Source organism: Herbaspirillum aquaticum, from assembly GCF_002213425.1.
Lineage (GTDB): Bacteria > Pseudomonadota > Gammaproteobacteria > Burkholderiales > Burkholderiaceae_D > Herbaspirillum > Herbaspirillum aquaticum.
The window spans coordinates 26,242-39,341 of record NZ_NJGV01000024.1 but is presented as its reverse complement, the minus strand read 5'-3'; the positions used below and the strand labels follow the sequence as shown (position 1 = coordinate 39,341).

The 13,100-nt window shown below is 65.6% G+C and carries 11 protein-coding genes; 5 read left to right on the top strand and 6 right to left on the bottom strand.

Annotation, left to right across the window (positions count from 1 at the left end; all coding sequences use genetic code 11):
• Positions 1-27 precede the first annotated feature (27 nt).
• On the bottom strand, positions 28-963 hold the full coding sequence (locus CEJ45_RS20525; protein WP_088756932.1) for an AEC family transporter: 936 nt from the start codon (positions 961-963) through the stop codon (positions 28-30).
• 155 nt (positions 964-1,118) lie between these two features.
• Between CEJ45_RS20525 and mnmC1 the strand changes: the two genes are divergently transcribed.
• Entirely contained in the window at positions 1,119-2,996 is a 1,878-nt protein-coding gene (gene mnmC1 / locus CEJ45_RS20520; protein ID WP_088756931.1) for an FAD-dependent 5-carboxymethylaminomethyl-2-thiouridine(34) oxidoreductase MnmC1, read from the top strand.
• Here mnmC1 and CEJ45_RS20515 read toward each other — a convergent pair.
• Positions 2,971-3,306: a YXWGXW repeat-containing protein gene (locus CEJ45_RS20515; RefSeq protein ID WP_088756930.1), complete on the bottom strand. Its 336-nt coding sequence runs from the start codon at positions 3,304-3,306 to the stop codon at positions 2,971-2,973. The two genes, mnmC1 and CEJ45_RS20515, sit on opposite strands and share 26 nt — an antisense overlap.
• Positions 3,307-3,514: 208 nt before the next feature.
• The gene (locus CEJ45_RS20510) at positions 3,515-4,492 is read right to left on the bottom strand and encodes a helix-turn-helix domain-containing GNAT family N-acetyltransferase (RefSeq protein WP_088756929.1); all 978 of its coding nucleotides are present in this window, start codon (positions 4,490-4,492) and stop codon (positions 3,515-3,517) included.
• A gap of 244 nt (positions 4,493-4,736) precedes the next feature.
• Between CEJ45_RS20510 and CEJ45_RS20505 the strand changes: the two genes are divergently transcribed.
• Positions 4,737-6,344 (top strand): NAD(P)/FAD-dependent oxidoreductase, encoded by a 1,608-nt coding sequence (locus tag CEJ45_RS20505; protein ID WP_088756928.1) that lies wholly within the window; start codon positions 4,737-4,739, stop codon positions 6,342-6,344.
• Positions 6,345-6,440: 96 nt separating this feature from the next.
• On the opposite strand, the gene phaP is transcribed toward CEJ45_RS20505, so the two are convergent.
• The 3 genes from phaP to CEJ45_RS20490 all read right to left on the bottom strand — a co-directional run bounded on the left by phaP (position 6,441) and on the right by CEJ45_RS20490 (position 8,796).
• On the bottom strand, positions 6,441-7,010 hold the full coding sequence (gene phaP, locus CEJ45_RS20500; RefSeq protein ID WP_006463404.1) for a TIGR01841 family phasin: 570 nt from the start codon (positions 7,008-7,010) through the stop codon (positions 6,441-6,443).
• A 237-nt stretch (positions 7,011-7,247) separates the two neighbouring features.
• Complete coding sequence (locus tag CEJ45_RS20495; RefSeq protein WP_088756927.1) at positions 7,248-8,456, bottom strand: patatin-like phospholipase family protein; 1,209 nt, start codon at positions 8,454-8,456, stop codon at positions 7,248-7,250.
• 133 nt (positions 8,457-8,589) lie between these two features.
• Positions 8,590-8,796: a DUF3717 domain-containing protein gene (locus tag CEJ45_RS20490; RefSeq protein ID WP_034331418.1), complete on the bottom strand. Its 207-nt coding sequence runs from the start codon at positions 8,794-8,796 to the stop codon at positions 8,590-8,592.
• A 266-nt stretch (positions 8,797-9,062) separates the two neighbouring features.
• On the opposite strand from CEJ45_RS20490, the gene CEJ45_RS20485 reads away from it, so the two are divergent.
• From CEJ45_RS20485 to CEJ45_RS20475, 3 genes are read left to right on the top strand one after another with little or no spacing between them, the layout of a single operon-like run.
• Entirely contained in the window at positions 9,063-10,298 is a 1,236-nt protein-coding gene (locus CEJ45_RS20485) for an SfnB family sulfur acquisition oxidoreductase (RefSeq protein WP_088756926.1), read from the top strand.
• Between the two features lie 40 nt (positions 10,299-10,338).
• Positions 10,339-11,601: an SfnB family sulfur acquisition oxidoreductase gene (locus tag CEJ45_RS20480; RefSeq protein WP_088756925.1), complete on the top strand. Its 1,263-nt coding sequence runs from the start codon at positions 10,339-10,341 to the stop codon at positions 11,599-11,601.
• A gap of 9 nt (positions 11,602-11,610) precedes the next feature.
• Positions 11,611-12,990, top strand: coding sequence for an LLM class flavin-dependent oxidoreductase (locus CEJ45_RS20475; protein WP_088756924.1), 1,380 nt, complete (start codon positions 11,611-11,613; stop codon positions 12,988-12,990).
• The last annotated feature ends 110 nt before the right edge of the window (positions 12,991-13,100 follow it).

Here is a 13,100-nt window from a genome sequence, read left to right as displayed (position 1 = left end):
GCCGCTGCGGCCTTTTTCATATGCGGCTCAATGATGCGCAATCCAGGCCAGGATGAGCGCGATGGTCGGTAGCGAGAGGGTGGTGGAGAAGAGGATGGCGCGCGACATGGCGGTGACTTCGCGCTGGTACAGCTCGGCCAGCATGAAGGGCCCGGTGCCGATGGGAAGCGCCGCCAGCAGCACTGCGCTGTCGGCCCACAGGCGCGGCATGGGCAGGATCCAGTAGGCCAACACGGCGGTCACGGCCGGCTGCAGCAGCAGCTTGAAGGCCACCAGCAGCCACACCGGCGAGCCGCCCGCCGTGCGCACCGGCTGGGCCAGGAACAGTCCCAGCGAGACCAGCGCGCAAGGTCCGGCCGCCCCGCCCAGAATCTTGAAGAGTTGCTGTACGCCAGGGGGGATGGCCACGCCGCTCAGGGCCACGATGATGCCGGCCACTGGCGCGATCATGATGGGATTGCGCAGCAGCGAGCGGCCCACCTTGGCGACGGTCTGGCCGAATGCCGCCTGGGCATGCAGGCAGGTTTCCAGCAGCACGATGGCCACCGCAAAGAGCAGGCAGGCCGTCATCACCATGGCGATCACCGAGGGCGGCAAGCCGTCGCTGCCGAAGGCCAGGTAGCACAGCGGAATGCCGATGAAGCCGGTATTGGCGTAGGAGCTGCCGAGGCTGTCGATGATGACGTCAGGAGCGGCCGCCTTCTGGCGCAGGCGCAGCGCGGCCGTGACCAGGAACACCACCGCCACGCCGATGGCGAAGACGGCGATGAAGCGCAGGTTGGCGAAGTCCGCAGGCTTCAGGCGCGACATGGAGTCGAACAGCAGCGCCGGCAGCGCCAGCCAGATCACGAAGCGATTGAGCTCGCTGGCCGCGCCCGCCGAGAGAATGCGGCGCTTGCGGCATATCCAGCCCAGGAAGATCAACGAAAAAATCGGGAAGACGATATTGAAGATGGCGAGCATGGCGTGGCGCAGCCATGCTGCGGGGCGGGTTGATCGGCGTCGGATGTGGCCCTAGACGCTACGGAGCCGCTCCTGCTTTGTCAAGGCGCAATGCCGCACGGGGAGGGCGGCGTAGAATGGCGGCCTTGTCTGATTTATCCACAGGGCTTTTCACGATGCCTGCGCGTCCCCTTCAACTTGCCTCTTCCGAATTGCTGGTCGCCTGGCGCGCCGAGGCCGATCCCATCACCGCCGCACTGCAGGGCGTTCCGGACTGCCTGCGCGAACAACGCAGCGCCACCGTGCTGGACCTGCATTTCGGGCTGGGACAGTCCTTCTTCGCCACCTGGCATGCGTTCGCCCGCCAGCGCGCGCAAGGGGAGGGCGCGGTGCATCTGCACTACATCGCCATCCTGCCGCATCCGCCAGCCGTGGAGGCCCTGTCCGAAGACTTGACTTATGCACAGGCCTTGCGCGCGGCATGGCCGCTGCCCTTGCCGGGCACGCACCGTCTCTTGCTCGATGAAGGCCGCGTCACGCTGACCCTGATCTGGGGTGCGGTGGAAGAAGAGCTGGCCCGGCTGGACGCACCGGTGGACCTGTTCTACCTGCATGCCGACCCGACCCGCTTTGATCCTGCTGCGCCAGCCTGGCATGCGCATGCCTGCAAGCGCTTGGCGCGCCTGGCCTGGACCGGGGCGCGGGCGCTGGTGTTCGGTGGGGCGGCGGATGTGGCGCTGATGGCGGCGATGCGCCAGGTCGGATTCCACGGAGCAGCGCGTGACGGCGTGCTGGCCTTGCGTTATGCCCCGGCCTGGGCGCGGCCTGCCACGCATGTGGCGGCGTCCGATACGCCCTTGCGGCGCGATCTGCCGCATCCACGGCAGGCCCTGGTGATCGGCGCCGGGCTGGCCGGAACGGCCGCCGCCGAGCGGCTCACGGCACGGGGCTGGTGCGTCGATCTCATCGATGCGGGACCGGAGGTGGCCACCCGCGCTTCCGGCAATCACGGTGGTCTCTTCATGCCCGCGCTGGCTCGCGATGACAGCCCGCTGGCGCGGCTCACGCGTGCGGCCTTCCTGTTTGCCTCGCAGCGTCTGGATGATCTGGGCGGGGTGGGGCTGGACGATCACGCGGCCATTCGTGGCGAGCGCTGCGGCATCCTGCAATTCGGCCGCGATGCCAAGCAGGCGATCTCCTTCCAGCAGGGCGCGCAGGAGTGGCAGTATCCGCCGCGCTATGCACGCTGGATGTCCGCCGGCGAGACGGCCAACGCACTGGGCATGCCGACCATGGGCGGCGGCTATTTCTTCCCGGAGGCGGGCTGGCTCAATCCGCCGTCGGTGTGCCGCCGCCTGCTGGCGGTGGCGCAGGCGCAAGGTGAGGTGCGCACGCATTTCAATCGCGCCGTCGCGCGCCTGGTGCGCGTGCACGATCAATGGAAGGCGGTCGATGCCGATGGCGTGCTGATTGCGCAAGCGCCGGTGGTGATCCTCGCAGCGGGTGCGCAGGCGCGCGTCTTGGAGCAGGCGGCGGGTTTGCCCTTGAATGCGGTGCGCGGCCAGGTCACGCATCTGCCGGCAACAGGCTTCCCCGATTTGCCGCATGCGCTGTGTGGCGACGGCTACCTCACGCGTCCCTATGCCGGCCAGGTCTGCATGGGCGCCAGCTACGATCGCTTCGACGATCCTGCGCTGCGTGCCGACAGCCATGCCGAGAACCTGGCCCGCCTGCAGCACATGCTGCCGCAGATCGCCGCGCACATGTCATTGCCGCAAGCGGATGCGCATCTTCCCGGCCGGGTCGGCCAGCGCTGCATCGCGCCGGACCGCTTGCCGCTGGTCGGTGCCTTGCCGGGCGAGGCGGGCGTGTATGGCCTGCTGGGCTATGCCTCGCGCGGCCTGATCTGGGCGCCGCTGATGGCCGAGTTGCTGGCCGCGATGATCGAGCGCGAGCCCTTGCCGCTGCCGCGCGAACTGGTGGCAGCGCTGGACCCGGCCCGCTTCGGCGCGGATTCAGCTGCCGGCCTCAACGCACCCAGTGACCCGGAATGAACACCCAGCCGCCGGGGCCCGGTTGCCAGTGGGCCGGTTCATAGCGGGCGTAGTGGCGGCGCATGCGTTCCCAGTGGCCGCCGACCCAGACGTGGCGATGGCCGTTCCAGGCCCAGTAGCCGGGCGCCCAGGCATAGCCGTGACGCGGGGCGGGGACGACTTCATAGCGCGGGGCGGGCGGCGGTGTGCCGATGCGCACGTCCACGCCGACCACCTGGGCTTGCGCGGCAGGGGCCAGGGCTGCGGTGGCTCCGAGGGTGGAGAGGGTAGCGAGAAGGACGAAGGCGAGGCGAGTGGTCTTGGTTTTCATGTCGGACTCCTGCAAGTGGGTGTTGCGTGGATGCAGCGCCAGTGGGGCGCGCTGTGAAAACCACTGTAGGAGCCGGGCTTCTTTAAGACTGTAATGTTGTGTTTCCAGGTGTATCAGCGGCTTCGCGCCCGCCGTGCAGCGCGCGGGAAGAACGCGCCGCAGCGCCGGTTCCGGTAACAAATCACGGCAGACCGATACATGCGCACCCTCACTTCTTGCGCGCCGGGCGCACGTAACGCTGCTCCACCACGCGGCTGCCCCATTGTTCGCCCGGCGACTCTTCGGCCAGTTCGAAGCCGGCCGACAGATACAGGTGGCGTGCCGCATCCAGCCCCTGGAAGGTCCACAGGTAGCAGGCCAGGCGATGGGCATCGACGAAGGCCATGGCCTGTTCCAGCAAGCGCCGTCCCACGCCGCTGCCGCGCAGGCTGTCGTCGACGATGAACCAGCGCAGGTGCGCTTGCCGCTGCTGCAGGTCGCCATCGATCACGATGGAGGCCAGGCAGCGCCCGTGTTCGATGTGGGTCCAGAGCTGCTTGCCGGCCCGGGGCAGGGTTTGCGCGAAACTGCCCAGTTCGCTGGCCACCTTGTGCTCGAAGAACACCCCGAAGCCGGCCGCCTCGGCGTAGTAACGCGCATGCAGGCTGGCGATATCGCCGATGCAGCCGGGCTGGTAGCCGGTGCTCAATGGCACCGTCGCGCCTTTGGCCGGGCGTGGTGCAGCATTCGGGTTGTTGCTCGACAACGCCTCGGAATACAGCGCCAGCGCCCGCACCAGGCCCTGCTGGTCTTCCGGCAGGATGCGCCGCAGGGCCGCGGAGACCTGGTCGGTGGCGAACTTGTCGATCTTCTTGCGCAGGGTCTGCCCCTCTTCGGTCAGCGCCAGGCTGTAGGCGCGCCCGTCGCCCGGTACTGGGCTGCGCTGCACCAGCCCCAGCGCTTCCAGCTTGGCCAGCTGGCGGCTGGTGTTGGACTTGTCCAGGTACAGCAGTTCGCCCAGCTCGCGCGCCTGCAGGCCGGGTTTGAGTCCGATCTCGATGAGGGCGTGCACCGCCGAGGGCGCCAGGTCGCTGCCGGCCAGGGTGCTGCGCATGAAGCCCAGTTCGCGCACCAGCTTGCGCGACAGCTCGCGCAACTGGCGGATGGTCTGGTCGCGCGGGGGAGAGTGCAGGCCGTCATAGTCCATGGCAAGATCCGGTAATGGTTGCGAAGTGCAATCAATGTTGCGCCAGATGATTGCGTTATGCAACTTGTTTGGTGGCATGGGGCAGGCTCGCTGTCGCACCTGCGCAACTGGCGGGGCCGGGCTGGGAGCGCCTGCCGGGGTGGAGTAAAATGTCGCCTTTCGCGCAGCCTTCCGCCGTGAGCACACCGGTCATCGTGGCCTGCGCCACCTCCTGCATCCCCAGTCTTGTTGAAAGTCCCCGCACATGTTGCGCATCTCTGAACTGACCCTTCCGTTGAGCCATACGGAAGAAGAACTGAACGCCGCCATCCTCGATCGCCTGGGCATCCCGGCCGGGGAGCTGCTGTCCTTCACCCTGTTTCGCCGCAGCTACGATGCCCGCAAGAAGACGGCCATCACCCTGAACTACACCATCGACGTCGAAGTGAAGGACGAGCCGGCCGTCCTGGCGCGCCACGCCAAGACCACCAATGTCGGCCCCACGCCCGATACCTCCTATCACTACGTCACGCGCGCCCCGGCGAGCATCAAGAAGCGTCCGGTGGTGATCGGCTTCGGTCCCTGCGGCCTGTTTGCGGCGCTGATCCTGGCCGAGATGGGCTTCAACCCCATCATCCTGGAACGCGGCAAGACCGTGCGCGAGCGCACCAAGGACACCTGGGGCCTGTGGCGCCAGCGCGAATTGAAGCCGGAATCGAACGTGCAGTTCGGCGAGGGCGGGGCCGGGACCTTCTCCGACGGCAAGCTCTACAGCCAGGTCAAGGATCCCAAGCACTATGGCCGCAAGGTGCTGGCCGAATTCGTGGCCGCCGACGCGCCGCCCGAGATCATGTACGTCAGCAAGCCCCACATCGGTACCTTCCGCCTGGTCAAGATGATCCAGTTGATGCGCGAGAAGATCGAGAAGCTGGGCGGTGAATTCCGCTTCGAGCAGCGCGTCGAGGATGTGCTGATCGAAGATGGCCAGATCCGTGGCCTCACGCTCAACACCGGCGAACAGATCGAAGCCGACCACGTGGTGCTGGCCATCGGCCACAGCGCCCGCGATACCTTCGAGATGCTCTACGAACGCGGTGTCTACATCGAGGCCAAGCCGTTCTCGATCGGCTTCCGCGCCGAGCACCCGCAGTCGCTGATCGACAAGTGCCGCTTCGGTCCCGGTGCCGGCCATCCCATCCTGGGCGCGGCCGACTACAAGCTGGTGCACCACGCCTCCAATGGCCGTTCGGTCTACAGCTTCTGCATGTGCCCCGGTGGCACGGTGGTGGCAGCCACCTCCGAACCGGGCCGCGTGGTCACCAATGGCATGAGCCAGTATTCGCGCAATGAGCGCAATGCCAACAGCGGCATCGTGGTGGGCATCTCGCCGGCCGACTATCCGGGTCATCCGCTGGCCGGCATCGCCTTCCAGCGCGAGTGGGAAAGCCGCGCTTACGAGCTTGGCGGCGGCAACTACAACGCGCCGGGGCAGCTGGTGGGCGACTTCATTGCCAATCGCCCCTCGACCGGGCTGGGCAGCGTGGAGCCGTCCTACAAGCCGGGCGTGACGCTGGGCGACCTCAACCCGTCGCTGCCCAAGTACGCCATCGACGCCATCCGCGAGGCGCTGCCGGCTTTCGAAAAGCAGATCCGTGGCTACTCCATGCATGACGCCGTGCTGACCGGCATCGAGACGCGCACGTCCTCGCCCATCCGCATCAAGCGCGATGACCACACCCTGCAGAGCCTCAACACCAAGGGCCTGTACCCGGCCGGTGAAGGGGCCGGTTATGCGGGCGGGATCATGTCGGCGGCCATCGACGGCATCCGCGTGGCCGAAGCGCTGGCGCTGGATATGATGGCGCAGGGCTGAGGCCTGGTCAGACAGCTTGCCTGTCTGGCCACCCAAAGCAAAACGCCGCTCCGGTGACCCGGGGCGGCGTTTTGTTTTTACGGCCTGAAGTGAAGATTACTTCTTGGCGCGGGCCGAAGCGACGGTCTTTTCAGCAGCAGCGGTGAACTGTTTGGTCGCGTTGGCCAGGTTGGCTTCCAGCGTTTCGACCGCTTGCTTGGAGTTCTTGGACAGTTGCTCGTAGGCAGCGTTGGCGTTGGTCAGGGTGGCCTTCAGGATCGAGACGGCTTGCTCCGAACCCGGGGGCGCGTTCTTGCTGATCTCGTCGATCAGGGCCGACAGCTTGCGGCTGGTTTCGGAGATCTGGGCTTCGGCAGCCTTGGTGAATTCAGCCTGGGTCGAGGACACGATGCCGGCCAGGTGGCGGCTGTAGGCGGTGGCCTTTTCAGCGCCCGGCTGGGCTTGGGCGGCGGCCAGCGACAGCAGTTCCTGCGGGTCCTTGGCGGCGGCCAGCTGCTTGGCCGCAGCGGTGGCTTCTTCCAGGGTGGCCTTGGTGGCCGACAGGTTCAGCTCAACGATCTTTTCCACGCCTTCGAAAGCCTTGGCGGTCAGGTTGTTGATGAGGTCCAGGTGGGCTTGCAGGTTGGCCTTGGTGGCGGCGGAAAACTGATCTTGGTACGAAAACATGTGCATCTCCTAGGTGATATGACAAATGAGCTTGCCGACGAGCGTGACGATCAAAACAATCGGCGTTCGAGCGCGGCTTTCGACCAGAATCAATCAACAATCATGATTTGTGCGCCGCAACAATTCTTATTCTATGCACTTCTTTGGTGAAATCAAGTGTTATTTGTGCGGCGCACAAAAAATAATCCGCCGCGTGGACATTTTGCTACGCCGCACCAGCAGCGGCTTTGCGGGTGATCAAGCCGAACGTTCGGTCGTTTTCTCCGGACGGTCGTGGGTGTCGCCGCTGGGAAGGTCATGGACCACGATGCCGGTCTCGCTCTCGGAAAACGGACAGCCCTTGCCCAGCGCGATGGCACGCAGGCCATCCTGGTAACCCTGTTCCCAGCGCCACATCACCGAGCCCCTGGCGAAGTTGACGTCCTTGGAGGCCATGTTCCAGTCGCGCCCGGCATAGGCCAGGCGCACGATGTGGATGGTGCTGTCGGCACCGAGCTCCTCCATCATCTGGCGATCCTGCTGGGTCAGCATGCTCGGGGGCAGGCGCTTGTAGAGCGCGTGGGCCGCGCGGCGCAGCTTGTATTGCTGCAGGTAGGCATCGATGTGGCGCTGCGAACGGGAGGCGAAGGTGACATCCTTCTCGCGCGTCTGCACCTCTTCCAGGGTGCGCGGCTCCGGTCCGTCGGCATGCCACAGGTCGACCATCATGCAGAGCAGGTTGGTGCGCGGCTCGTCGTTCAACACGGCTTCCAGCGGCGTATTGGAATACAGCCCGCCATCCCAGTACAGCTCCCCGTCGATGCGCACCGGCGCAAAGCCCGGGGGCAGGGCACCGCTGGCCATGACGTGTTGCGGCCCCAGCGGCCGCTGGCGCGAATCGAAATTGACCAGGGTGCCACAGGTGACCTTGACCGCCGAGACCGTCATGCGGATGCCGGAGGGACCGTTGAGGTATTCGAAATCGACCAGACGCGACAGCGTCTCGCCCAGCTCGGCGGTGCTGTAGAAACTGGCCTCATCGGGCGGCACCGGCAGTCCCAGCGCAAAGGGGTTCAGCGGACGCGGACGGAAGAAGCCGGCGGTGCCGCGCAGAAACGTATCGAGCGTGGTCAGGCGGGTGGCCCAGGGGCGCAAGGCGTCCGGGACCTGGCGCAGGTCGAACGCGTCCGGATGCGCCACGGTCTCCCAGAATTCACGCAGGCGGTCGATGCGGGTCTCGCGCGGGTTGCCCGCAATCAAGGCGGCATTGATGGCACCGATGGAGGTGCCGACCACCCAGTCGGGGGTCAGGTCGTTCTCGTGCAGGGCCTGGTAGACCCCGGCCTGGTAGGCGCCCAGCGCACCGCCTCCCTGCAGCACCAGCGCCACGCGCGGCTTGGCGGCCACGGCGGCGGTGGCGGATTTGCGGCGGGGGGAGGGCGGCGACTGATCCTGGTCCTTGCGCATCGTTCTTCCTTTCAGGGATACCGGATGGATCCGGCAACAACGTGAAGGTTCTGCAACAACAGCAGGAGTCTAGGATAACGCGCTTACGGGGAAGTGACCGAAAAGGGCGCAGGCGCGCCCGCAACGCCAGCGATCAGCTGGCCAGCCAGGCCTCGATCAGCTGGCGCGCCTGGGCATCGATCTGCTCCAGGTCCACTTCATGGCGGCGATGGAAAATCATCATCGCGTACAGGCCCGCCAGGGCATTGACTTCGGGTGACAGTGCGCACTCCTCTCCGCTGGCCGGGCGCTGGTGGCGCCAGTAGTTGATTGCATCTTCGAGTTCGGTGAGGGTGAGCATGGCGGTATTTCTTGATAAAGACGTAAGGTAAAACGTCGGCGCATTCTACTCCATTTCGGCCTCCGGTACTGGTTGAAAACACAGTATGGCCGGGCTTGCCGAGCCTCCATGCAATTTCCGCATAAGCATCTGCGCACGCTGCAGCATGCGAAAAACAAGCAAGCACATGCGCAATGCTTCGTTCGGATTCGCTCCCCGCTTTGCTCTAATGAGACCCCTCGCGCGCGCCCTTCGGCGCTGCCCGCACTATCCCTCAGGAGTGGTTCATGTCCGCGCACATCCTAGAAACCGTCCGCCGTCCCGGCCTGCGCCAGGCCCAGCGCATTACCAGTCAAGCGCAGGCACTGCAGGTTGCCGCCGAGCTGGCCGCCGAGTTTGCCCGGAGCGCCGCCGAGCGCGACCGTGCACGCATCCTGCCGTTCGACCAGATCGAACGCTTTTCGCACAGCGGCCTGTGGGCCATTACCGTACCGCGCTCCCATGGCGGTATCGGCGCGTCCTGGCAGACGGTGGCCGAGGTGTTTCGGCTGATCTCTGCCGCCGATCCTTCCATCGGCCAGATTCCGCAAAATCATTTCGGCAATCTCAACCTGATCGCCAACCTCGCCAGTGAAGACCAGCAGCGCTTCTTCTTCAACGAGGTGCTCGAAGGCGCACGCCTGGGCAATGCCGGGCCCGAGCGCAACGGCAAGAACGTGCTCGACGTGCGTACCCGCGCCACCCTCGACACCGCAGCAGGTGATGGTAGCTACCTGCTCAATGGCACGCGTTTCTATTCCACCGGCGCGCTCTATGCGCACTGGATCCCCAGCCGCGCCATCGATGACGAGGGCCAGCCGCTGGTGGTCTACAGCCGCCACGATGCGCCGGGTTTGCGAGTGATCGATGACTGGTCCAGCTTCGGCCAGCGCACCACGGCCAGCGGCACGGTGGTGTTCGACAACGTGCGCGTGCCGGCTGCGCAGGTGCTGCCCTTGAAGGACGCGCTGCAGCAGCCCAACAACATCGGCCCGGTCTCGCAGCTGATCCAGGCCGCCATCGATGCCGGCATCGCCCACGCGGCCGTGCAGGACACCATCGCCTTCGTCACCACCCGTTCGCGTCCCTATGTGGATAGCGGCCTGGAGCGCGCCAGCGACGATCCCTACATCCTGCGCGACATCGGCAACCTGAGCCTGCGGCTGCATGCGGCCGAAGCGCTGCTGGAGGATGCGGCCGCCGTGCTCGACAGCCTGCCCGCCAAGATCAGCTTCGAGCAGATGGCACAAGCCTCGGTGGCCGTGGCCGAGGCCAAGGTGCTATCCACGGAAGTGGCCTTGCTGGCCTCGGAAAAACTGTTCGAACTGTCGGGTTCGGCCGCGACGCTGGCCAGCCACAACCTCGACCGCCACTGGCGCAATGCGCGCGTGCACACGCTGCATGATCCGGTGCGCTGGAAATATTTTGCGGTCGGCAATTACGCCCTGAACGGCACGCCACCGCCGCGCCACTCCTGGATCTGATGCCCTGACCCTGCCTTCCCTCATTCGAACGCGAACCCTCATGACCCAGACCGCTACCGCCCAGGCCACCCACACCACGCTCGATTCCCTGCCGCCGCCGTCGAGCACGCCGCCGCGCCTGGTGGCGCGCATCCGCGACGATGCCGAGGCCATTGCCGCCGCACGCAAACTGGCCGAAGACTTCAGTCGCGAAGCCGCCCTGCGCGACCGCGAGCGCAAGCTGCCCTGGGATGAGCTGGAACGCTACGTGCGTTCAGGCCTGTGGGGCATCACCGTACCCAAGGAATACGGCGGCGCGGGCGTCAGCTACGGGACGCTCGCCGAAGTCATCGCCACCATCTCGGCAGCGGATGGTTCCATCGGACAGATTCCGCAAAACCATTTCTATGCGGTGGAACTGATCCGAGTCAACGGGAGCGAATCGCAGAAGCGTTTCTTCTTCGACCGCGTGCTGCAGGGCGACCGCTTCGGCAATGCCCTGGCCGAACTCGGCACCAAGACTTCGCATGACCGCAAGACCCGGCTGACCCGCAACGAGCATGGCCCCGGCTACCGCATCAACGGCCGCAAGTTCTACGCCACCGGTGCGCTCTATGCCGACTGGGTGCCGACCTCGGTGATCGATGAGGAGGGTGTGCAGCAACTGGCCATCGTGCCGCGCCATGCACCGGGCCTGACCATCATCGATGACTGGTCCGGCTTCGGCCAGCGCACCACCGGCAGCGGCAGTGCCGTGTTTGAAAACGTCCGTGTGCCGGCCGATGCCGTGATCGGGTTTGCCACTGCCTTCTCGCGCCCCACGCAGATCGGCCCGATGGCGCAGATCCAGCACGCGGCCATCGATCTGGGCATCGCGCGCGTGGCCTATGCGGACCTGCTGCAATTCGTGCGCACCCGTTCGCGCCCTTGGGTCGACAGCGGTGTGGAACGCGCGGGAGACGATCCGCTCACCATTCGCGAAGTGGGTGACCTGACCATCCAGTTGCACGCCGCCGAAGCGCTGGTGCGCCGCGCCGGCCGCAAGGTCGATGCAGCGGCCGCCGAGCCCACTGAAGACAGCATCGCAGAGGCGTCCATTGCGGTCGCCGAGGCACGCGTGCTGACCACCGAAGTCTCGCTGGCGGCCGGCAGCAAACTGTTTGAGCTGGCCGGTTCGCAATCGACCCTGTCCGAACACAATCTCGACCGCCACTGGCGCAATGCCCGCACCCATACGCTGCATGACCCGGTGCGCTGGAAATATCACGCCATCGGCAATTACGTCCTGAATGGCAAGAAGCCGCCGCGCCACGGCGCGATCTGAGGAGCCCGCATGGCCAAGAAGGAAATCCGTCTCAACGCATTCAACATGAATTGCGTCAGCCACATCAACCACGGCCTGTGGACGCACCCGCGCGACCGCTCGCAGGACTACACCGACATCACCTACTGGACCGACCTCGCGCGCCTGCTGGAACGCGGCAAGTTCGACGGCCTGTTCCTGGCCGATATCGTCGGCGTCTATGACGTCTACCAGGGCAACACCGACCTCACCCTGCGCGAGACCATACAGCTGCCCGTGAACGACCCGCTGATGCTGGTCTCGGCCATGGCGGCAGTGACCGAACACCTGGGCTTTGGCGTCACCGCCAACCTCACCTATGAGGCGCCATTCCTGTTTGCACGCCGCATGTCGACGCTGGATCACTTGAGCCGTGGCCGTGTGGGCTGGAATATCGTCACCGGTTATCTCGACAGCGCCGCGCGCGCCATGGGCCTGCACGAACAGCTGGAACACGACCAGCGCTATGACCGCGCCGATGAATTCATGGAAGTGGTTTACAAGCTCTGGGAAGGCAGCTGGGAAGACGGTGCCGTGGTACGCGACCGCGCGCGCCGCGTCTATGCCGACCCGGCCAAGGTGCACAAGATTGCGCATCACGGCGACTACTACCATGTTGAAGGCATCCACCTGAGCGAGCCCTCGCGCCAGCGCACGCCGGTGCTGTACCAGGCCGGTTCGTCCGGACGCGGACAGGCCTTCGGTGCACGCCATGCGGAATGCGTGTTCATCTCCAGCCAGAGCAAGGATGCCACCCGCAAGCTGGTGCAGAGCATTCGTGACGGAGCGGTACGCGAGGGACGCGATCCGGATGCCATCAAGATCTTCATGGGCCTGACGGTGGTAACCGGCCGCACCGACCAAGAGGCCCAGGAGCGCTTCCGCGAATATGCCAGCTATGCCAGTCCCGAAGCGGGGCTCGCGCATTTCTCGGCGGGCACCGGCATCGATTTTTCTAAGTATGAGCTGGATGAACCGATCCGCGCGGCCAAGACCAATGCCATCGAATCGCTGACCAAGGTGGTCACGCAACCGGAGCTGAACTGGACCAAGCGCAAGCTGCTGCAACAGCTCGAACTGGGTGGCCGCTACTCCAGCATCGTGGGCGCGCCCGATCGCATCGCCGATGAACTGGAAAGCTGGGTGGCCGACACCGGCATTGACGGCTACAACCTGACCCGTACGGTCACGCCGGAGAGTTTCGAAGACTTCGTCAACCTGGTCATCCCGGTGCTGCAGGAACGCGGTTCCTACAAGCGCGACTATGCCCAGGGGACCTTGCGTGAAAAACTTTTCCAGCGCGGTGCTACCTTGCCGCAAGAGCACGTAGGTGCGGGTTTCCGGGTGGGAGCGGCGGTCGAGCACGCCTGAAGAAAATCGCCTGGTGGCTGCGCGCAGACACATGCGCGCAGCACATAAGCAAAGCGGAAATGATTCCTTCCGCACCGGTTGAGGGCTCGCTACATTGGCCTTTTTTCAAC

What these genes read in the sequence shown, in the direction of transcription:
- CEJ45_RS20505 (WP_088756928.1), top strand. Translation starts at nt 4,737, where the DNA reads ATGTTGCGCATCTCTGAACTGACCCTTCCGTTGAGCCATACGGAAGAA.
- phaP (WP_006463404.1), bottom strand. Translation starts at nt 7,010, where the DNA reads ATGTTTTCGTACCAAGATCAGTTTTCCGCCGCCACCAAGGCCAACCTG.
- CEJ45_RS20525 (WP_088756932.1), bottom strand. Translation starts at nt 963, where the DNA reads ATGCTCGCCATCTTCAATATCGTCTTCCCGATTTTTTCGTTGATCTTC.
- CEJ45_RS20480 (WP_088756925.1), top strand. Translation starts at nt 10,339, where the DNA reads ATGACCCAGACCGCTACCGCCCAGGCCACCCACACCACGCTCGATTCC.
- CEJ45_RS20515 (WP_088756930.1), bottom strand. Translation starts at nt 3,306, where the DNA reads ATGAAAACCAAGACCACTCGCCTCGCCTTCGTCCTTCTCGCTACCCTC.
- CEJ45_RS20485 (WP_088756926.1), top strand. Translation starts at nt 9,063, where the DNA reads ATGTCCGCGCACATCCTAGAAACCGTCCGCCGTCCCGGCCTGCGCCAG.
- CEJ45_RS20495 (WP_088756927.1), bottom strand. Translation starts at nt 8,456, where the DNA reads ATGCGCAAGGACCAGGATCAGTCGCCGCCCTCCCCCCGCCGCAAATCC.
- CEJ45_RS20490 (WP_034331418.1), bottom strand. Translation starts at nt 8,796, where the DNA reads ATGCTCACCCTCACCGAACTCGAAGATGCAATCAACTACTGGCGCCAC.
- CEJ45_RS20510 (WP_088756929.1), bottom strand. Translation starts at nt 4,492, where the DNA reads ATGGACTATGACGGCCTGCACTCTCCCCCGCGCGACCAGACCATCCGC.
- mnmC1 (WP_088756931.1), top strand. Translation starts at nt 1,119, where the DNA reads ATGCCTGCGCGTCCCCTTCAACTTGCCTCTTCCGAATTGCTGGTCGCC.
- CEJ45_RS20475 (WP_088756924.1), top strand. Translation starts at nt 11,611, where the DNA reads ATGGCCAAGAAGGAAATCCGTCTCAACGCATTCAACATGAATTGCGTC.